The organism is Jeotgalibacillus haloalkalitolerans (assembly GCF_034427455.1).
Classification (GTDB): domain Bacteria; phylum Bacillota; class Bacilli; order Bacillales; family Jeotgalibacillaceae; genus Jeotgalibacillus; species Jeotgalibacillus haloalkalitolerans.
This window is the reverse complement of the sequence record NZ_JAXQNN010000002.1, coordinates 240,872-262,413: the sequence shown is the minus strand read 5'-3', so window position 1 is coordinate 262,413 and position 21,542 is coordinate 240,872. Positions and strand designations below refer to the sequence as shown.

At 41.8% G+C, this 21,542-nt stretch carries 18 protein-coding genes; 1 reads left to right on the top strand and 17 read right to left on the bottom strand.

Translation table 11 applies throughout. The features are described 5' to 3' along the window. Window positions 1-76 precede the first annotated feature (76 nt). The 4 genes from UFB30_RS06145 to cotE all read right to left on the bottom strand — a co-directional run bounded on the left by UFB30_RS06145 (window position 77) and on the right by cotE (window position 5,762). Window positions 77-634, bottom strand: a complete 558-nt coding sequence (locus UFB30_RS06145) for a glycerol-3-phosphate responsive antiterminator (protein WP_322420810.1) — start codon at window positions 632-634, stop codon at window positions 77-79. 88 nt (window positions 635-722) lie between these two features. Then, window positions 723-2,543: a DNA mismatch repair endonuclease MutL gene (mutL, locus tag UFB30_RS06140; RefSeq protein WP_322420809.1), complete on the bottom strand. Its 1,821-nt coding sequence runs from the start codon at window positions 2,541-2,543 to the stop codon at window positions 723-725. Window positions 2,544-2,561: 18 nt separating this feature from the next. Beyond that, complete coding sequence (mutS, locus tag UFB30_RS06135; protein ID WP_322420808.1) at window positions 2,562-5,114, bottom strand: DNA mismatch repair protein MutS; 2,553 nt, start codon at window positions 5,112-5,114, stop codon at window positions 2,562-2,564. 117 nt (window positions 5,115-5,231) lie between these two features. Continuing rightward, the gene (cotE, locus tag UFB30_RS06130; protein WP_322420807.1) at window positions 5,232-5,762 is read right to left on the bottom strand and encodes an outer spore coat protein CotE; all 531 of its coding nucleotides are present in this window, start codon (window positions 5,760-5,762) and stop codon (window positions 5,232-5,234) included. A 181-nt stretch (window positions 5,763-5,943) separates the two neighbouring features. Here cotE and UFB30_RS06125 point away from each other — a divergent pair, with 181 nt between their 5' ends. Further along, entirely contained in the window at window positions 5,944-6,867 is a 924-nt protein-coding gene (locus tag UFB30_RS06125) for a LacI family DNA-binding transcriptional regulator (RefSeq protein ID WP_322420806.1), read from the top strand. Between the two features lie 29 nt (window positions 6,868-6,896). On the opposite strand, the gene UFB30_RS06120 is transcribed toward UFB30_RS06125, so the two are convergent. The 13 genes from UFB30_RS06120 to UFB30_RS06060 all read right to left on the bottom strand — a co-directional run bounded on the left by UFB30_RS06120 (window position 6,897) and on the right by UFB30_RS06060 (window position 21,536). Beyond that, on the bottom strand, window positions 6,897-7,241 hold the full coding sequence (locus tag UFB30_RS06120; protein ID WP_322420805.1) for a hypothetical protein: 345 nt from the start codon (window positions 7,239-7,241) through the stop codon (window positions 6,897-6,899). A 228-nt stretch (window positions 7,242-7,469) separates the two neighbouring features. Further along, window positions 7,470-8,990, bottom strand: a complete 1,521-nt coding sequence (gene adh / locus UFB30_RS06115; protein WP_322420804.1) for an aldehyde dehydrogenase — start codon at window positions 8,988-8,990, stop codon at window positions 7,470-7,472. Between the two features lie 203 nt (window positions 8,991-9,193). Next, window positions 9,194-9,628 carry a YlbF/YmcA family competence regulator gene (locus UFB30_RS06110; protein WP_322420803.1) on the bottom strand — a complete coding sequence of 145 codons (435 nt, stop codon included), beginning with the start codon at window positions 9,626-9,628 and terminating at the stop codon, window positions 9,194-9,196. Next, complete coding sequence (miaB, locus tag UFB30_RS06105) at window positions 9,628-11,172, bottom strand: tRNA (N6-isopentenyl adenosine(37)-C2)-methylthiotransferase MiaB (RefSeq protein ID WP_322420802.1); 1,545 nt, start codon at window positions 11,170-11,172, stop codon at window positions 9,628-9,630. The genes UFB30_RS06110 and miaB overlap by 1 nt, the downstream gene beginning before the upstream one ends. Before the next feature lie 187 nt (window positions 11,173-11,359). Further along, window positions 11,360-12,226, bottom strand: a complete 867-nt coding sequence (locus tag UFB30_RS06100; RefSeq protein WP_322420801.1) for a 2-oxoacid:ferredoxin oxidoreductase subunit beta — start codon at window positions 12,224-12,226, stop codon at window positions 11,360-11,362. Then, window positions 12,227-13,972 (bottom strand): 2-oxoacid:acceptor oxidoreductase subunit alpha, encoded by a 1,746-nt coding sequence (locus UFB30_RS06095; protein ID WP_322420800.1) that lies wholly within the window; start codon window positions 13,970-13,972, stop codon window positions 12,227-12,229. A gap of 360 nt (window positions 13,973-14,332) precedes the next feature. Then, window positions 14,333-14,593 carry a stage V sporulation protein S gene (locus UFB30_RS06090; protein WP_041122465.1) on the bottom strand — a complete coding sequence of 87 codons (261 nt, stop codon included), beginning with the start codon at window positions 14,591-14,593 and terminating at the stop codon, window positions 14,333-14,335. Window positions 14,594-14,689: 96 nt separating this feature from the next. Then, window positions 14,690-15,481 (bottom strand): TIGR00282 family metallophosphoesterase, encoded by a 792-nt coding sequence (locus tag UFB30_RS06085; RefSeq protein WP_322420799.1) that lies wholly within the window; start codon window positions 15,479-15,481, stop codon window positions 14,690-14,692. 136 nt (window positions 15,482-15,617) lie between these two features. Further along, window positions 15,618-17,177, bottom strand: coding sequence for a ribonuclease Y (gene rny, locus UFB30_RS06080; protein ID WP_322420798.1), 1,560 nt, complete (start codon window positions 17,175-17,177; stop codon window positions 15,618-15,620). 230 nt (window positions 17,178-17,407) lie between these two features. Beyond that, window positions 17,408-18,466: a recombinase RecA gene (gene recA, locus UFB30_RS06075; RefSeq protein ID WP_322420797.1), complete on the bottom strand. Its 1,059-nt coding sequence runs from the start codon at window positions 18,464-18,466 to the stop codon at window positions 17,408-17,410. Between the two features lie 203 nt (window positions 18,467-18,669). Next, window positions 18,670-19,938, bottom strand: coding sequence for a competence/damage-inducible protein A (locus UFB30_RS06070; protein ID WP_322420796.1), 1,269 nt, complete (start codon window positions 19,936-19,938; stop codon window positions 18,670-18,672). Between the two features lie 12 nt (window positions 19,939-19,950). Further along, the gene (pgsA, locus tag UFB30_RS06065) at window positions 19,951-20,529 is read right to left on the bottom strand and encodes a CDP-diacylglycerol--glycerol-3-phosphate 3-phosphatidyltransferase (RefSeq protein WP_322420795.1); all 579 of its coding nucleotides are present in this window, start codon (window positions 20,527-20,529) and stop codon (window positions 19,951-19,953) included. Between the two features lie 113 nt (window positions 20,530-20,642). Beyond that, window positions 20,643-21,536 carry a helix-turn-helix domain-containing protein gene (locus UFB30_RS06060; RefSeq protein WP_322420794.1) on the bottom strand — a complete coding sequence of 298 codons (894 nt, stop codon included), beginning with the start codon at window positions 21,534-21,536 and terminating at the stop codon, window positions 20,643-20,645. Window positions 21,537-21,542 lie beyond the last annotated feature (6 nt).

The following is a 21,542-nucleotide window of genomic DNA, read 5'->3' as shown; positions in this document are numbered from 1 at the left end:
ATCTGTGAGTCTCTTGGTCTCTTCACATATTATTAACTTGTGAATTATATTATCAGCTTTTGAAAACGCTGTCAAACTATTTCCCGAAATATGTCCAAAGTTCTTTAGAAGATGTCGTAATGGCACTCGCGCCAGCCTGGAGCGCAGCCTGAACTTCCTCAGGATGATCAATCAGTCCTCCGGCAATAATCGGTTTACCCGTTTCTAATTTAATTCTTTCTATCATTTTCGGAACGACACCGGGTAATAATTCAATATAATCAGGATCCGACTGCCTGATCAGTTCAACACTTCTCCTGTAAGCATTGGAATCGATAACAAACGTGCGCTGAATTGCTTTGACATCCAAGTCCCGTGCTCTTTTCACAACATTTTTTCTGGTCGAAATAATACCATAGGGCTTAACAGTCTGACAGATGAACTCTGCGGCATACTCATCATTTGCCAGCCCCTGAATTAAATCCATATGCAGGAACATTTTTTTGTCTCTGCTTTTTGCGTAGTCAAACACGCTTTTAATCATTCCGACATGCAGATCAAGAAACACCCCATATTCAAAAGAATATTTCAGCATTTTATCAAAATCTTTCATAGAATGAATTGCAGGCAGTATTTTCTGGTCTCCAAAGTCCATAAGTCACCTTCTTCTTTTCTGCTATATATGTGTTTACACCGATAGCGCTTTCGCTTTCATCACCCTAGGTCTTTTATAAAGCAGATGATTACATCACTCTTTTAAACATTTTTTCCATTTCATAAGTTGAAAAATGAATGATGACCGGTCTGCCATGCGGGCAAGTAAAGGGATCTGTACAGCAGGATAATTCGTTAATTAAATGTTCCATATCTTCTTTTTTTAAATAGTGATTCGCTTTAATCGACCTTTTACAGCTCATCATAATGGCCATTTCTTCTCTGAGCTTATACCGGTCTATTTTCTTCTCTCTCAGCAGCTGCTCAATCATTTCATCAATAATCTCACTTTCCTCACCGGACGGAAACCAGGCCGGATGAGATCTGACAATTAAACTGTTTATACCGAATTCTTCAGCGATGACACCAGATTGTTCAAGCAGGTGAAGATTTTCTTTAACAATCAGAAATTGATCATTTGAAAAATCAAACGTTATGGGTACAAGAAGATCCTGAATATCACCCGTGTCATGCGCAAGCTTTTCCCTAAAATACTCATATTTAATTCTTTCCTGCGCAGCGTGCTGATCGATCATATATAAGCCATCTTCACTCTGGCAGATGATATAAGTACCATGGGCCTGCCCGATCACGGAAAGCTCAGGCATCCTCTTTTCCGGCTGTTCATGCCGTCTGACATCTTCAACAACAGGGTGAACTTTTATATTTTCTTTATTTAGTTCAGGGGTCAGATTATCTGAAGGCGCAGGTTCGATTTCATGATGCATTTCTTCTTTATCAGGAACCCGCTCCACACTGAAGTCATCCTTCTCCGGATGGTGCTCATTTGCCGTTCCCCACTGAAATGAAGTCTGTTCACTATATTTTTTCGGCTCTTTCTTTTCTTCAACACCGCTTGGAATCAACGTTTCTTTTCTGAAGGTCTTTTTTATTGTATCTGCAATCACCTGCTGCAGCTCTTTTTCTTTACTGAACCTGACCTCCTGCTTGGATGGATGAACATTTACATCCACAAGAATCGGGTCCATTTCCACCGATAATAAAATGACAGGGAACCGGCCAATCGGAAGCAGCGTGCGGTAGCCTTCAAGTACCGCCTGCGTAATTCCGTAGTTTTTTATATACCGTCCATTTACAAGCACAGATATATAACTTTTAGAGGCGCGTGTAACCTCCGGCAGCGCCGCCCATCCCGATATTTTAAAATCGAGCGATTCCCCCTCAAACGGAAGCATCTTCTTAACAGTCTGAATACCATATATAGCAGACAAAACCTGCCGGATGTCCCCCTGCCCATTTGTATGAAGAAGCGTCCGTCCATTATGAATCAGCCTGATTGAAATTTCAGGATGAGAGAGCGCAAGCCGATTAACAATATCGGTTATATTTCCAAGCTCTGTATTAATCGTTTTCATATATTTAAGTCTTGCAGGGGTATTATAAAACAGCTCTTCGACCCGGATATCAGTACCTTTTCTCGCAGAGGCTGCGACCTGATCCATCAGCTTACCGCCATGTATCACCGCTTTCGTACCCTGCTCACCGGTTGATGATGTGATTTCCACCTTAGAGACAGAAGCGATACTCGGTAAAGCTTCACCCCTGAAGCCCAGCGTTTTGATTCTGAAAAGATCATGCTCATTTTTAATTTTACTAGTAGCATGCCTTGAAAACGCAGTAAGGAGATCTTCTTCTAATATGCCATCCCCATTATCCTTTATTCTGATACTCGTTAAACCCGCTTCAACGATATCGATTTCTATAATAGTAGAATGGGCATCAATGGCATTTTCCATCAGCTCTTTTACAACTGAAGCCGGCCTCTCGACTACTTCTCCTGCAGCAATTTTATTCGCTAAAAATTCATCAAGCTGCTGAATATTTCCCATTTAAAGCCCCTCCTTCCGCTAAGATTTCGTTAACATTTTACCGGCTCTTTTCTGAAGCCTGTACAGTTCATTCATCGCTTCCATCGGCGTCATTTCAAGCACATTGATTTTCTGTATCTCTTTCAGCACTTTATTTTCAGCAGGCTCCGGTTTTTCAGGAAGATCAAACAGCGTCATCTGCTGTCTGGATTCAGCACCCGTTTCTTTTTCCGCTTCAAATAAAGAGAGTAATTCATTTGCCCTGCTGATCAGTGAGGCAGGTAACTCTGCAAGTTCAGCCACGTGAATACCATAACTTTTATCAGCCGGCCCTTCCTTAACTTTGTGCAGAAAGATCACTCTTCCATCCTGTTCAGCAGCTGCAACATGAATATTTTTCAGTCGCTTTAACTTAGATGATAATTCCACCAGTTCATGGTAGTGAGTGGAAAAAAGGGTTTTTGCCTGAATTGAATCATGCACATATTCAATAATCGCCTGCGCCAGTGACATCCCATCGTAGGTTGAAGTTCCCCTGCCAATTTCATCAAACAGAATGAGACTGTTTTCGGTTGCATGCTCAAGTGCATGTTTTGCCTCAAGCATTTCTACCATAAAGGTACTCTGTCCGCTTACCAGATCATCTGCTGCGCCGATTCTTGTAAAAATCCGATCAAATATAGGTAGCTCTGCATATTCTGCCGGAACAAAGCATCCCATTTGCGCCATTACAGATATTAAAGCGACTTGCCTCATATACGTACTCTTACCTGACATATTCGGACCGGTGATCAGGAGCATCGAACGGTCAGCATCCATTTTGCATGAATTCGGGACATATTCATTTAAATCCATCACTTTTTCAATAACAGGGTGCCTGCCTTCTTTTATATTTAAAGTCTTTTGCTCAGAAAAGACCGGCTTCACATAATGTCTCTTTTCACTGATATAGGCAAATGCCTGCAGTACGTCGATTTCACTGATATCTTTAGCAAGCTTCTGAATGCGAGGAATTTCATTTTTTACCTGTTCTTTTATTACCTGAAAAATCTGATGTTCAAGCTCAACGGATTTCTCTTCCGCTTCAAGGATGAGTGTTTCTTTTTCTTTCAGCTCCGGTGTAATATACCGCTCTGCATTCGCAAGCGTCTGGCGTCTTTCATAACGGTCGTCATTTAAAGAAGAAAGATTTGCTTTTGTCACTTCGATGTAATAGCCGAATATGCGGTTGTATCCGATTTTCAATGATTTAATACCGGTCAGTGATCTTTCCTTCTGCTCCAGTTCAGCAATCCACTTTTTCCCGTTGCGGCTGGCATCTTTATACTGATCAAGTTCTTCTGAGTAGCCATCCTTTATAAAGTTTCCGTCTTTAATTGTAATCGGCGCCTGATCATCAATTGAAGCATCCAGCAGTTCTGCTACATCAGCACAGGCATCCATTGAATCTGATCTCTTCATTAACCCTTTATCAGGAATTTCGTTCAGCTTTTCCTTAATGAAAGGAACCTGCTGAAGAGATTTTTTTAATTGCACAAGATCTCTCGGGCTGATTGACCCAAACGCAACCCTGCCGGCCAGACGCTCCAGATCATAAACATTTTGCAGCAGCTCCCGCAAAGATTCTCTCTCGAAAAAATAATGCTTAAGACTTTCAACCAAGCCAAGGCGTTCATTAATTTGTATCTGATTAATAAGCGGGCGCTCAATCCAGGATTTAAGCTGTCTGCTGCCCATTGCTGTGACCGTCTCATCAAGCAGCCAGACAAGGGACCCTTTCTTTGATCCACTCCGGTTATTTTCAGTTAATTCAAGATTTCGTTTTGAATTCGGATCAATCTGCAGATAGGAACTTACTTCATACTGCTCCGTTTTCTGCAAGTGATCAAGTGACCTTTTCTGCGTATCTGCCGTATAATGCAGCAGGAGGCTTATACCTTGTTTTACATCAGACCCTTCCAGTAAAGAAAGCAAAGATTCATCAAAAGACAATGTTTCTGAATTAACCTTTGATATCGCAGTAATCCCTCTGTCTTTAAATTTTCTGATCAGCTCTTCATCCACAGAAGCAGTCAGGATCAGCTCTTTTGCTCTGATCAGTGAAACTTCCTGTAACAATAGTTCCTCACTGTCAACTACTGACGCTTTTGATTCTCCGGTAGATAAATCCAGATAAGCAATACTGTACCTGCCGCCTGCAAGTTTCACAGCAGAACCAAGAAAATGATTTTCTTTTTCATTCACAGCATCAACAGCAGTACCGGGCGTGATCATCTGAACAATTTCCCTCTTCACGACCCCTTTTGCATGTTTCGGGTCTTCTGTCTGCTCACATAAAGCTACCTTATAGCCCCGGTCCACCAGTTTTTCTATGTATGCAGCGGCAGAATGATAGGGAACACCACACATCGGAATTTTATCTTCCTTATTACCACCGCGGGCAGTTAATGTGATTTCTAATTCTTTTGATGCTTTTAATGCGTCATCAAAAAACATTTCGTAAAAATCACCGAGTCTGAAAAACAGAAAAGCGTCCGGCACTTCTGCTTTAATTCTTAAGTACTGTTGCATCATTGGTGTATACTTCGTCAAAACAATTCTCTCCGTTCATCAACATTTTATATGTGAAGAGTATAGCATAAATGAACCTGATCCACTTACTCCTTTACTTGCCTGAAAAATTAAAAAACACTGTCCGGAGACAGTGTTTTACTCATGATCAAATACATCCTGGTTAATATGTTCCAGCTCTTCATCAAGCTCATAATCTTCCCAGTCATCATCATTCGGATGTTCATTCGTAAATGCCACGCACACCTTGGTTTCCCCGACACATTCAGCAGCAATCTCCCGTTCAGCATGAACAACAATATGCTGTCCTTTTTCAGAAATCTCCGCCTCTATACAGTTTGGCTGCTGAAGCACTCTCGCGATAACTTCATGGTCATTTCTTGCATCTTTATCCCGGTAACGGAGGCTGATTTCATCCCGGTAAGAAACACTCTCAATGATGACAGACGTTTTTGTGTTGTGATGATGCGAGTACCATACATTCAACTCATAAGACCCGTTCACTTCAATTTTGTTACCTGACTTCTTAGCAGCGTATTTATGATTGATGATCCAGCAGCCGAGTATACTTGACGGTTTATGGGGTGGCTGTACGGTATGTTTGGACTTCACGTACTTACGCCCTTTTGCCACCACAGACTTCGTAATGATCTCACGGTATTCCGTCATTAAAGCGGCCTCCTTTCATTTCTCCCTTATCTTATGCACGATTTTCTGAACATGTGCTAATAACCTAATTTATTAAAAATAACAACGTTATTATTTTTAATAAAATTAATAACAATTGTAGTTATTCAATTTTCGTATTATACTCGATTTAATAATAACGTTATTATTTCGAGGTGATTGCATGACTGTAACGATTAAAGATATCGCAAGAGAGGCCAATGTCAGTTTCTCAACTGTATCCAAAGCTTTGAATGACAGTCCATTAGTTAAAGAGCCTACTAAACAGCGTATTCTGGCTTTAGCAAAAGAGATGGGCTATGAGATTAATACATCTGCAAAAATTCTGGCAACCGGTAAATCTAATGCAGTCGGCATCTATTGTCCGGAGATCACTGATCAGCAATATGCAGTGTATGTACTTGAAGTAAGCAGAGAGTTAAGACAGCGTGGTTTCCTGCCGTGCATATCATCGTCTTCATACGATGATGCAAAAGAAATGTTCTCGAGATTAAAAGTTGCATGTGTGATTGTGGCAGACGATCAGGAAATTCAATTCCCGAACACTGACTTCGTTTATCATCCGTTTAGCGGCAATGCTGATGACCAGGAGAAAAATCATTACACGTTAAAAAGAGATGCAGCCCTGAAGGCCGCATCCCTGCTTAATCATTCCGGTCACCGGACTGCATTGATTCTCAGTGAATTTCACTCTGACTGGCTTTATCGTACCCTTAAAAGAGATAGTGAATTTAACACAATCAATCATTTGCAGGTTAACAATAACGATATTGACAGACTTTATACATCCCTTAAAAATACGCTGGATCAGACAATACCAGATGCCATTATTTGTTCAAGCCGCAACCTGGCAGAACTCACTTTCGTGGTAGGGAAAAGTCTTGGATTAAAAATCCCTGAAGACTGCTCTGTCATTGCATTTGACGGAAATGTCAGTTCAGACTCCCCTGTTTCACTTTTTGGGTACTCATCTAAAAAAATGGCAGCTGCAACAGCAGATTATGTATATGCAGTAATAAATAAACGGGAATATCATTATGTAAACCTGAACCCCGAAATGACACTCAATTACACAGTAAAGCTCTAATAATAACGTTGTTATTATTAGAGCTTTACTTAGTTATTTCTTATTTTGTCGTATGCCTCTTTATCTAAGTGTGCTTCAGTTTTACTTAAAATTGAAACAGCTTCTTCCCTGTCTTTTTCATTCACATAAAACTCCAGCAAGTAATGAAATGTGTCAGATGAATCTGCCCGACTAATGACATCACGGTCAGTGATCACTCCAGTGTTGGGTGTTGAATTGGAAGTGAAGCTTAGTGCCGGTAGTAAAAATGGGTTACTGTCGGTGTCAGGAATTGAGTCCACCCTTGCATCCCGGATTGGACACCGCTGTAATTTTGCCAGAGCGGTTTCTGCGTCACTTTCGTTTTTAAAATAAGCCTGTAAATGATGTTCCATCTTCATCCTCCTAAGCAATACGATTTACAGAATTTTACCCTTAATTATTTCCTTTAAACTAGCTGTTCAGTCAGATGCTGTAATTTTTGCTTAAGCACCCTTCCTAAGAAAAGAAAAAAGAAGCAGGGACATCATTAAAATGTCTCTGCCTCTTTGATTTTTCCGCTAAGATAAATTTTAATAAGAAGTTATTAACTCGCTTTTTTCCGTTTGTCCAACTCCTGTTTTTTAAAAGAATCCCAGCTTCTTCGGGCTGTAGCTGACAAGCATATTTTTCGTTTGCTGATAGTGGTCAAGCATCATCTTATGGTTTTCACGGCCGATACCTGACATTTTGTAGCCGCCGAATGCTGCGTGAGCCGGATACTGGTGATAGCAGTTAGTCCACACGCGTCCCGCCTGGATTCCTCTTCCGAAACGATAAGCTGTATTGACATTTCTTGTCCAGATCCCTGCACCGAGACCATATAACGTGTCATTTGCGATTTCCATTGCTTCTTCATCATTTTTAAATGTTGTCACAGAAAGAACCGGACCAAAAATTTCTTCCTGGAAGATTCTCATATTATTTGTTCCTTTAAAAATTGTAGGCTGAATATAGTAGCCTTCGGCGAACTCTCCTTCTTTTTTGTTAATATCTCCGCCTGTTACGAGCTCTGCCCCTTCTTCTTTACCAATTTGAAGGTAGGATTGGATTTTTTCCATCTGCTCAGTTGATGCCTGTGCACCCATCATCGTATTAGGATCAAGCGGATTGCCTGTGTTAATTTCTTTTACTCGTTTTACAACACGGGCCATGAATTCATCATATATGTCTTCATGAATCAGTGCTCTTGATGGACAAGTACAGACTTCCCCCTGATTAAGGGCAAACATTAAGAGACCCTCTACCGCTTTATCTACAAATTCATCATCCTGGTCCATAATGTCTTTAAAGAAAATATTTGGTGATTTACCACCAAGCTCAAGCGTAACAGGAATCAGATTTTGAGAAGCATATTCCATAATCATACGTCCAGTTGTTGTCTCTCCTGTAAAGGCGATTTTTGCAATACGCTTACTTGAAGCTAAAGGCTTTCCTGCTTCAAGACCAAAACCGTTTACTATGTTTACAACGCCATTAGGCAGAAGATCTCCAACAAGCTCCATCAGCACTAAAATTGATGAAGGAGTCTGCTCCGCAGGCTTTAATACGACACAGTTACCAGCAGCAAGAGCAGGAGCAAGCTTCCAGACTGCCATCAACAGCGGGAAGTTCCATGGAATGATCTGCCCCACGACGCCAAGCGGCTCGTGGAAGTGGTAAGCAACTGTATCATGATCAATTTCACCCAATGTACCTTCCTGAGCACGAATGACGCCAGCAAAATAGCGGAAATGATCAATTGCAAGCGGCAGATCGGCATTCAGCGTCTCACGTACTGCTTTACCATTTTCCCACGTTTCTGCAACTGCCAGCATCTCAAGGTTTTCTTCCATCCGGTCTGCAATTTTATTTAAAATTACAGATCTTTCAGTGACAGACGTTTTTCCCCACGCATCTTTAGCTGCATGCGCTGCATCAAGTGCTTTTTCGATATCCTCTTCAGTAGATCTTGCTACTTGGCAAAATACTTTTCCGTCTACCGGAGAAGGATTATCAAAGTATTGGCCTTTGACAGGCGCTACCCATTCTCCCCCTATGTAGTTATCATATTTATCTTTAAAATTTACTAGAGATCCATCAGTATTCGGATTTGAATAAGTCATTATATTTCCCCCTATTGTTCATGATATCTTTACTGAATTTCTCTCTATCCCCCTTTTATGTAATCGCTTTCATTTTACTAAAAAATATTAAGCTCTTAATTTGAGCCGTACATTATTTTTATCAAATATTGAGATCATTGTCAATTTTCAGAACATAAGCATTAAAAAAGATCCGGGTTAATACCGGATCTTTCTAAATCATTTTAAGAGCAACTGCCGCCGGATGTGTTTTTCACCTGAGCACCAGTTTCACCTTTCATGACGTCTCCGCCAGTCTGACGGATAATTTCATCAGTGACAGTATTTGATACAGTGTTGGCTACCATCTGTAGAAGGTCATTTACTTCAGTCTGTGACTGTTTGAATTCCTGAACAATTGGAATTTCGTCAATTTCGTTTTCGACTTTTTCAATTTTTGCTTCGATCATCTTCAGTGCTTCATGCTTTCCGTAGTGCTGAAAGTTAACTGCCTGTTTTTGAAGGCTTCTCAAGCTTGCAATTTTTTCTCTGATTTTCTGATTTTCCTGAATTTGAGCCTCGGCACGTTTGAAAAAGTCGACTTCTTCAGTTTCTGTAATCATTTGTGCAAGTTCCTTTGCCCGTGCTATAATTTCTTTTTTTGTATATTTCTTTTCCATTATCGATTCACTCCTGCTGGTTCTTCCGCTTCAACCAGTTCACCATTCAGGCTCCAGGTTCTAGCATCAGTAATTTTGACCATGACTCTTTTTCCGACAATATGCATGGGTCCTTTAAAGTTTACCAGTTTACTCGTTCTTGTATAACCTGAGAGCACTTCAGCGTTTTTGCGGCTTTCACCTTCAACTAGTACTTCCATTGTCTGCCCCTCAAGCTTTTTCATTGCAGCAAGGGACATTTCATTAACAAGATTATTCAGACGCTGCAATCGCTCTTTCTTCACTTCCATCGGCACATTATCTTGCATTTTCGCAGCCGGGGTACCCTCGCGCGGCGAATAAATATAAGTAAACGCTGTTTCAAACCCTACTTCTTTGTAAAGGGAAAGCGTTTCTTCAAATTGTTCCTCTGTTTCATTCGGGAAACCTACAATAATATCTGTTGTTAAGACAGCGTTAGGAATTGCTTTTCTGATCTTACCGACTAATGTAAGGAATTGTTCACGTGTGTACTTTCTGGCCATGAGCTTTAATACCTCTGAAGATCCGTGTTGTACCGGCAGATGAATATGCTCTACAAGGTTTCCACCCTTGGCCAGTACTTCGATTAAGTAATCATCAAAGTCTCTTGGATGGCTTGTTGTAAAACGTATTCTCGGAATATCAATTTTACGGAGTTCATCCATTAACTGACCGAGACCATAGTTCATATCCTTTAAATCTTTACCATAAGCGTTCACATTCTGACCGAGCAGGGTGATTTCCTGGTAGCCCTGAGCAGCAAGGTGTCTTACTTCCTGAATAATATCTTCAGGACGTCTGCTTCGCTCTTTTCCTCTTGTATAAGGAACGATGCAGTAGGTACAGAATTTATCACACCCATACATAATATTGACCCAGCCTTTAATGGCACCTTTTCTCACTTTAGGAAGGTTTTCAATGACGTCCCCTTCTTTAGACCACACTTCAATGACCATTTCCTTACTCATATAAGCTTCACTCAGAATGTTAGGCAGCCTGTGTATGTTATGTGTACCAAAGATCATATCAATATGAGGATGTGTTTTAAGTATTTTATTTACGACTGATTCTTCCTGGGACATACAACCGCAAACGCCAATCAGGAGGTCAGGCTTTTCAAGCTTTAACGGCTTCAGGTGACCAATCTCGCCAAATACCTTGTTTTCAGCATTTTCGCGAATGGCACATGTATTTAACAGAATGACATCTGCATCCTCCGTTGTATCAGTCGGCTCATAGCCAAGCTGCAGAAAAATCCCTGCCATCACTTCAGTATCGTGCTCATTCATCTGGCATCCGTATGTCCGTATATAAAATTTCCGTCCATTACCCATTCCCTGTAATGATGGATCTATTTTAAAATCTTCATGATAATTCACATCTTCTTTACCGCGTCTTTTTGCATCTTTTAAGGATGGCGGGCTGTAGACAGTTTGAAAGTATTGACTGTAATCTTTTTCTTTCTTCTGTCCCTGAGATGTCTGAGTGGCATCTTGACCTGCAAGGCGCTGCTCTTCATTCATCTTAATGTCCCCTTTCTTTCTTACCGGATATAATCAGTGCATCGTATGAGGGCATGAAAACCCCATATTATACAAGTATAAATGCTAATTTGCATACTGACAACATACCCGCTGCTGATGTCGATAAATTGACTCAATTACAACGTGTTCAGCAGAAAAGCGCACGCGGTAATCACGTGCGCTCGCTTTACATAAATTCTTTAACGAGGGTATTAAAGTAATCTTCATCAAGCTTCAGGTTCTGTCTGCTAAGTGGTGCTTCATCATACCCATCAATCAGCTCCTGATAAGATGGCTGCTCTAAATCCTGATAGATCAGCCCTGTAACAAGGCCGTCATGCTTCATCAGTGTCTGCATCGCAGCTTCTTTGTTTTGAGCGTCATAGCCTTCCATTTCTGATAGCTTTACCAGATTTTCTTTAAACCAGTCATAAGTGTTTACCTTATTATAAGTAACGCACGGACTGAAAACGTTAATTAAAGAAAAACCTTTATGATTTAATCCCTGCTCAATCAGACTTGTTAATTCTTTCAGATCTGAAGAAAAGCCCTGTGCGACAAAAGTAGCTCCCGAGGTTAATGCCATTTCCATCGGGTTAATGGATGGCTCAATTGCCCCTTTGGGAGTAGATTTTGTTTTGAATCCTGCTGAAGATCTTGGAGAAGTCTGGCCTTTTGTTAAACCATAAATCTGATTATCCATTACAATATATGTCATATCAATGTTTCTTCTGATTGCATGAATCGTATGACCAAGACCAATGGCGAAACCGTCTCCATCACCGCCTGAGGCAATGACAGTCAGATCTCTGTTTGCCATCTTAACACCTTGTGCCAGAGGCAGGGCACGTCCATGAATACTGTGGAATCCATATGAATTTATATAGCCTGAAATTCTTCCTGAACAGCCGATACCTGAAACGACTGCCAGATTTTCAGGTGTTAATCCAATATTGGCTGAGGCACGCTGGATCGCTGCCTGAACCGAGAAATCCCCACATCCCGGACACCAGTTAGGCTTTACATTATTTCTGAAATCTTTGAATGTAACCAATTAAATCAGCTCCTTCGTTAACAACTCAACCTCTGAAGGCAGAAACGGCGTACCGTCATATTTTTTCAGACTATGAATCTTAGAAGCCATTCCAACATTCATTTTTATCAATGATGCCAGCTGGCCGGTCGCATTATGTTCTGCCACTACTACTTTTTTCGTATTTTCCATTAACGGTGCCAGTTTCTCAGCCGGGAATGGATGCAGCAGTCTGATATGTGCATGATTCACTTTTAACCCTTGAGCTTCGAGTCTTTCCTGCGCCTCTTCCAATGCTCCACGGGTTGAGTTAAATCCAATGAGTAATACATCAGATTCGCCGTGCTTTGCGTTGTCTATATCAACCGATTTATGAAGTGAGACATTCTCAAGCTTTCTCATCCGCTTATCCATCTGCATCTGCCGGTTCAGTGAAGACTCTGAAGGCTTGCCGGTCTCATCATGTTCAACACCTGTTACATGGTGAATCCCATTTTTCATCCCTGGCAGCACACGCTTTGATACACCATCCTCTGTCACTTCATACCGCTTGAAATACTGTTTTGGTTCAAGTTCATCAAGCTCTGTTTCTTCAGCAACAAGCTTTCCTCTTCCCACCTGAACCTTAGCATAATTCAATGGATCAACTGACTGCTTACCAAGCGAAAGCTGCAAGTCTGAAAGAACAATAACAGGACACTGATATTGTTCAGCAAGATTAAAAGCATCAATCGTGTCATAAAATGCCTCTTCAGCTGTACTTGGCGCAAGGACAATTTTAGGGATATCACCATGTGAACCATAGATCATCTGCATCAGATCCGACTGTTCCTGCTTCGTAGGGAGTCCTGTTGAAGGTCCGCCACGCTGAGTGTCTACAATCACCAGCGGCTGTTCAGTCATACCTGACAATCCGATCGATTCCATCATCAGAGATAAACCAGGACCAGCAGAGGCTGTAAACGACCGGACGCCTGCATAATTTGAGCCGATGGCCATAGTGGCTGCTGCAATTTCATCTTCTGTCTGTATAACTGCACCGCCTAATGCAGGTAGTTTTTTAATTAAGTATTCCATAATTTCTGAAGCCGGTGTAATTGGATACGCTGCCATGAACCTGACTCCTGCTGCAATTGCGCCGAGCGCAATTGCATCATTGCCAATCATATACATGCGCTGAATGCCATCAGCTTCCGATAGTTTATGTGAGCCCAACTTGTCCGCAAGAAGCTCTGAAGCTGCTTTAAAACCCGCTTCAATTGCCTCCATGTTTTTCTGAACGACTACTTCCCCTTTACGTTTAAAGGTTTCCTGCAGCACATTAGTAAATACCTGCGTCGGAAGATCCATGATTGCACAGGTTGCACCGATTGCCACCATATTCTTCATTAAGGATGTTCCCAATTCTGAAGCAATTTCTGTAAACGGCACGATAATCAGTTCCGCCTGACAATCTTCAGGGTTTACAGGTTTAAACTTAGCATCAGCAACAATGATACCGTCTGAACCCATTTCGTGATAATTCACATCAATCGTTTCCTGATCAAACGCTACTAATATATCCAGACGGTCTTCTACCGCTCTGACTCTGGTCGTGCTTACTCTGATTTTATTATTAGTATGTCCACCTTTAATTCTGGAAGAAAAGTGCCTGTATCCATATAAAAAATAACCCAGACGGTTCATCGCCATTGAAAAGATCTCTCCGGTACTTTCGATCCCTTCCCCCTGCTGACCGCCAACTTTCCAGGAAAGCTGCTGTTTCATTCTCTATCTCTCCTTCAACTGCGCAATATGTCTAAATTCATCATTGATCATTTTATCACGTTTACAAGTGAGACACACCTTTTTGGGGGGACATCTTTGAAATTCAGTCCTTAGAATGAAAATAAGTTTACATAATATTTTTATTGTATATAAATTTGTTAAAGTTGGCTGTTGATTGCAGCGAGAGGGGGACGCTTTCCACGGCCGGGCGGTGAGCCCGCAGGTTTGCCATGCCAGGTCTCACACGTCCCTTCCTGCGAGCCGCCCCTTACGCTTCAATCACCAGCTGTGCAAAAACAACAACGGCCTTTAATAAAGCGTTGTATATAAAAAAGCCACTGCTTACGCAGCGGCTTTACTTTACCTCGGTTCAATAATCAGCTTAATGGCCGTTCTTTCTTCCCCTTCGATCTGAATATCAGTAAATGCAGGAATGCAAATCAGATCTATTCCTGATGGTGCGACAAAACCTCTTGATATTGCGACTGCTTTCACAGCCTGATTAAGCGCCCCGGCTCCAATTGCCTGTACTTCTACAAATCCTTTTTCTCTTAGTACACCTGCTAATGCACCTGCCACTGAATTTGGATTAGATTTTGACGATACTTTTAATACATTCAACTGCAGATCCCCCTTCTTCAACCGCTAACATGTGCTAGTGTCCATTCACTATATTCGTTTTAGGCTGAAGTTATGCAGGGTGATTACAGTAAGGTTTTAAAAAGGGTGGTCTTCATTAATTAAGATTCGCTCTATTGAATCAGCCTTACCTGTTTTACGGTCCAATGTGATCAGGCAGGCACTTAATATAGCGCGTCCGGATTTAGGCACTTCAAACCTTGAAGGTAATCCCGTAATGAACCTTTTTAATACCGCTTCTCTTTCCATACCTAAAATGGCATCGTATGGCCCGGTCATACCAACGTCTGATAAATAAGCCGTTCCTTCAGGAAGTATTCTGTTATCAGCAGTCTGCACGTGTGTATGTGTGCCAACCACAGCAGAAGCTTTCCCGTCAAGATACCAGCCCATTGCCTGTTTTTCACTTGTTGCTTCAGCATGGAAATCAACAAAAACAAATGGGGTCTGTCTTTTTGCTTCCGTGACAGCCTGTCTGACAGCAGGAAATGGATCATCCACCGGGTTCATAAACGTTCGGCCAAGAGCGTTTACTACCGCAACTTCAGCGCTGCCAGCCTGAAAATATCGGATACCTTTGCCCGGAGTACCTTTTGGGTAGTTTAAAGGTCTGACTAACTGATCTGCCTTATCTATAAAGTTAAACAGATCTTTATTATCCCATGTATGATTACCAAGTGTGATCATATCTGCTCCTGCATGAAGCAGCTGCTCGTATATTTTCTGCGTAATGCCCCTGCCCGAAGCGGCGTTCTCACCGTTTACGATAACGGCATCCGGCTCGTGTTTTTGTTTAAGCTTTGGCAGGTATTCCTCAACCATTTCTCTTCCGGGAGATCCAACTACATCTCCAATAAAAAGTATTTTCATTTTAGTCCTCTTTCTACTGATGTTTATTGTTCAAACTTTAGCATGAATAGATTGCACTTTCAACTTGATCAGCGACCATTAAAATTTGAAAGTTCAATATAAAAGCGATGTACCCTAAGGCACATCGCTCGCTTTATTATTTTGCGTATTCGACCGCTCTTGTTTCTCTGATCACTGTTACTTTTATGTGACCCGGATAATTCAGCTCTTCTTCGATCTGTTTGCGGATATCCCGCGCAAGTCTGTGAGCTGTGAGGTCATCAATCTGCTCAGGTCGAACCATAATACGGATTTCTCTTCCGGCCTGTATTGCAAATGATTTTTCTACACCTTCATATCCTTCAGAGATCTCTTCAAGACGCTCAAGTCTTCTGATATAGTTTTCAAGTGTTTCACTTCGGGCACCAGGTCTTGCTGCTGATAATGCATCAGCTGCTGCAACCAGGACAGCAATCACTGAAGTTGCTTCATAATCACCATGATGAGAAGCAATACTGTTAATGACTACCGGATGCTCTTTGTATTTCGTTGCAAGCTCTACACCGATTTCAACATGACTTCCTTCCACTTCATGGTCAATTGCCTTACCGATATCGTGGAGCAGCCCTGCTCTTCTCGCAAGCGCAACGTCTTCACCAAGCTCAGCTGCAAGTAATCCTGATAGATAAGCAACCTCTGTAGAATGCTTCAGCACATTCTGACCGTAGCTTGTACGGTATTTCAATCTTCCTAGAATCTTTATAAGATCCGGGTGAAGACCGTGAACGCCTACATCGAATGTAGTCTGTTCACCAATTTCACGAATGTGCTCATCTACTTCACGACGTGCCTTATCAACCATTTCCTCAATCCGTGCAGGGTGAATGCGCCCATCCTGTACAAGCTTTTCAAGCGCAATACGTGCTGTCTCTCTTCTAATCGGATCAAATCCTGAGAGAATTACTGCTTCTGGCGTATCATCGATAATTAAATCGATTCCTGTCAGCGTTTCCAACGTTCTGATGTTTCGCCCTTCCCTTCCGATGATGCGTCCTTTCATTTCATCATTCGGCAGGTTAACGACAGAAACAGTGGTTTCAGCTACATGGTCTGCCGCGCATCTCTGAATTGCGAGAGATAACAATTCTCTTGCTTTCTTCTCTGATTCTTCTTTTGCACGGTTTTCCTGCTCTTTCACCATAATTGCAATGTCCTGTGACAGTTCTTTCTCAACCTGATCCAGTATAATTGCTTTCGCTTCTTCACGCGTCAGTCCAGATACACGTTCAAGTTCGAGTTCTTGCTTTTGAACCATCTCCTCCACTTTGCTTTCCATCTCTTCAATATGTTGTTGTCTTTCATGCAGGGATTGATCTTTACGCTCCTGCATTGATTCCCGCTTATTGAGCGAGTCATCTTTACGATCCAGGTTTTCTTCCCGCTGCATCAGGCGATTTTCCTGCTTTTGCAGCTCATTTCTGCGTTCACGAAGTTCTGCTTCCATTTCTGAACGAAGCTTATGATTTTCATCTTTTGCTTCTAGCAGCGCTTCTTTCTTCAGTGCCTCTGCTTCACGCTTCCCATTTGCCAGGATTTGTTCAACAGTACCTTTTGCACCGCCGACTTTAGCGTCCATCATGAATTTGTGTATCAAATAACCAACAACCACACCGACGATAATGCCAACCAAAATGGAGATGATTTCGAATGATTCCATCGTATTCACCTCCTCTTGCTATTTCTTTTCACACTTTGTCTTTTCAGGATCCTCCAAATGACACTTGGAAGACTTCATGACATTTACTTATCAATTAGAAAAATTGAAAAATATACAATCTTAATTTTAAGTCTGCATTTTTTCATTGTCAAGTAACCTAGAATAATCTGCCTCATAACATTTCATAATAAAAGAGACAGGAATGATTTTCCTGCCTCTTTTTTACAATATTACTTATCTTCTAACAGATTAAATTCTTCCGCCTCAGCTTCGTTTTGTTCATTTTCAGGTGCAGCATGAGTCTGATCCATGCCGTAATGCTCACGGATTTTCAGAAGAATCTGCTGACGGAGATCCGTATTTTCTTTCAGGAACTGCTTAGCATTTTCTCTTCCCTGTCCCAGACGTTCACCCTCATAGGAGTACCATGAACCACTCTTTTGCACGATATCTGCTTCCGCTCCGAGGTCGATGATTTCTCCCTCTTTGGAAATACCTTCACCATACATAATATCAACTTCTGCAATACGGAACGGAGGTGCAACTTTATTTTTCACTACTTTGATACGTGTTTTATTACCTACCATATCGTTACCCTGCTTAAGCGTTTCAGCACGGCGCACATCCAGACGGACAGAAGAGTAGAACTTCAGTGCACGTCCGCCAGGTGTTGTTTCAGGGCTTCCGAACATGACACCGACTTTTTCACGAATCTGGTTAATGAAAATTGCGATTGTGTTTGATTTACTGATGGCACCGGAAAGCTTTCTGAGTGCCTGAGACATTAAACGGGCCTGAAGTCCGACATGGGAATCACCCATTTCACCCTCAATTTCCGCTTTTGGTACAAGTGCTGCTACAGAGTCAACAATGACAATTTCAACTGCTCCGCTTCGTACTAACGCTTCTGCAATCTCAAGAGCCTGTTCTCCTGTATCCGGCTGAGATAAAAGAAGTTCATCAATATTTACACCCAGCTTTTGAGCATATACAGGGTCAAGCGCGTGCTCGGCATCAATAAATGCAGCCTGACCGCCATTTGCCTGAACCTCTGCAATTGCATGAAGGGCTACAGTCGTTTTACCTGAGCTTTCAGGGCCATAGATTTCGATTACTCGACCTCTTGGATAACCGCCTACTCCAAGCGCTGCATCCAGTGAGACAGATCCGCTTGATACAGTATTGACTCTTCTGTCAGTCTGTTCTCCAAGCTTCATAATTGAACCTTTACCGAACTGTTTTTCTATTTGTTTAAGCGCCATATCCAGCGCTGCCTGACGATCACTCACATTAATTCCTCCTTTAATATAGACGTCTCAGTGACGTCTCATAACCTAACTCTACTATACTCTTTTTCGGAACAGATAACAAGCAAAAACCGAACATTTATTCGTATTTTTTTAAAAGGTCATTTTCATCATAGTTTCATTAGTAAAAGCGTGAATCTGCAGATAAACCCATCTTTTAAATCCATTGATTTTGATTGATCAATTTAAGAATCCTGCTTTACTAACGGTCCGGCGTTTTTTTCAATCAATTGTATTAAAGCATACATCCCGTGTTTTACAGCTCTGATCCTTTTGAAATTCCGATCACCCTTCAGCGTTACCTTAAAGGAAGAGACGATACCTTCTTTTACTGACACGCCGATCCACACCGTTCCCTCAGGAATACCGTTATAATCTCCGGGACCAGCAACACCAGTAAAACTGATGCCAATATGGCTGTCAAATTTTATACGGACCTGTTGTGCCATACTCTCGGCACATTCACAGCTGAATGCCCCATATTGCTCGAGCAGATCTTCAGGCACTCCCAGCACAGCCTGTTTCGCTTTATTTGAGTAGACCGTTATTCCTCCTGAAAGATAATGGCTTGCACCCGGAATGGAGGCGATCTCAGATGAAAATAATCCGCCGGTCAGGCTTTCAGCTGATGCAATTGACAATCCCTTCTGCTCTAAAAGCAGTGAGATTTTTTGAAGGAGATTGTTCTGGTCGTACCCATAACAATACTGACCGACTCTGTCTTCAATCACTGTTACCATATGATTTACAAGAGATTCCGCTTCTTTCAGATCACTGCTTCCCGCGGTAATGCGGAGCGTAACTTCCCCGTCCTCAGCAAGCGGCGCAATCGTCGGATTTGTTTGTTCACTGAGGATATCCTCAATGCGTGACTCGAGATCCGCCTCTCCTATTCCAAAGAAACGCATCACTCTTGAATGAATCGAATTGTTTTCAGTTTTTTGATCGTTTATATAAGGAAGCACCTGATTCACAAGCATCGGCTTCATTTCCCTCGGAGGACTCGGGAGCAGCAGATAGGTTGTGCCCTCAGCACTTTTCAGCATACCGGGAGCCATGCCATGAAAATTAAAGAATACAGTACTGTCTTCGAGTACCAGTGCCTGCTTTTTATTGTTCTCGGTCATCTCAGTTCCAGTTTGAAGAAAATACTGTTCAATGGCTTTCAGGGATTCCATGTCATAAGAAAGACTGCAGCTCAGATGTCTGGCTGCAGTTTCCTTTGTTAAATCGTCTTTCGTTGGTCCCAGACCACCAGTAATAATGATGAGATCAGACCTTTTTTCGGCAGTCGAGATTGTTTGAAGAAGCCGCTCTTCATTGTCACCTACTACATTATGGTAATATACATTAATTCCTGACTCTGCAAGCCTTGCAGAGATAAATTGAGCATTTGTATTAGCAATCTGGCCAAGCAGTAATTCAGAGCCTACGGCAATAATTTCTGCATTCATATCACCATCTCCTTATTTGGAGTCTTTAAAAGCTCCCCAGTTTTTAATAAAGTAGTCAACGCCTGACCATACAGTGAAAAATGCTGCGATATATAACGCAATCATGTCGAACGGGATACTGAACATTGTGAAGAAAATGTTATGAAGCAGTAAAGCCGATATCGCTACAATCTGCATCCACATTTTGATTTTACCAAGCATTGCAGCAGCATGTACTTCTCCGGTTCCCGCCAGCACCAGTCTGAGACCAGTAATTGCAAACTCTCTTGAAATAATAATGATCACAATCCATGATGGCGCCATTTGCATTTCCACCAAAATAATTAATGCAGCTGACACCAGCAGCTTATCTGCAAGCGGGTCAAGGAATTTACCCAGGTTTGTAACCTGATTGTACCTCCTTGCGTAGTAACCATCCACCCAGTCAGTTGTTGCTGCAAATATAAAGATTAAAGCTCCTACCAGGTGAGCAACAGGCATATCAGCGCCAAGCAGTGTAATCTCTCCCCAGTTGAAATCAACCAGCATGATCACCATAAATAACGGGATCAGAAAAATCCTTGAAATTGTAATCTTATTAGGTACATTCATATAATTGCTCCTTTAAATCTTAATTTTATTTATATTAATTAATAACCTTCACACTCATCTATGTAAACCCTGATCAAAAAAATAGTCATCACACAGGATGACTATTTTTAACATTATGAAGGGCTTTGAACTTCGAAAATCATATTCTGTGTAATGATGTCAGAAGAACCAAAGTCCACCTGTTCTCCATTGATCGATACCGTTGTGCCCGGTGCACTTCCTACCCGTATTCTGAACCAATCCAGTTCAGTGGCATCAAAAGTGAGCTCTTCACTTCCAGACAGCATTTGATCTACAAGCTGATTGCCGGACTGATCTGTAATACCAACCCATGTGGATTCAGAATTAATGGTTACTGTCAGCTCTTCAGAAGAGGTAATCTGGTAATTTGTTGTATCCCCTTCAGTGCCGGTAGTTTCAATTGCCAGTTCTTCATCAGCAGGCTCTTCAGCCGGTTCAGATTCAGGCTGCTCTTCTTCAGCAGGTTCTTCATTGGATTCTTCAGGATTTGCTTCTTCGCTTCCTTCTTCCTCAGCAGGTTCATCTGATTGATCAAGCGACACTGATTCCTCCTGCTGAACCTCTTCATTTCCCTGCGGCTCGTCACTGTCAGCAGACATAAATGACTGAACCAGAATCCATGCCAGCGCAACAATCCCGATTACGAATATGACCATGACTGCTGTAGGTATGAACCTGAATGCTGTTGAAGTGTTTTTACTTCCTCTTGTTTTTACCCTTGAAAGCTGAGAAGGTATCTGATCATCCTGATTTGAAGGAATGTCCGATGCATACGTTTCAAACAATTCCTCCACATTAAGATCTACTGCCTCAGCATACTGCTTGATAAATGCCCTGATGTAAAATGCACCGGGCATCATTGAATAATCCCCTTCTTCAATACCGCGGAGATATCGCTTTTGAATTTTAGTTAAACCTTGAAGCTCTTCGAGTGAGTAGCCTTTCGCTTCTCTGGCTTCTTTCAGACGGCTACCTAGTTCTGTCAATGTTTA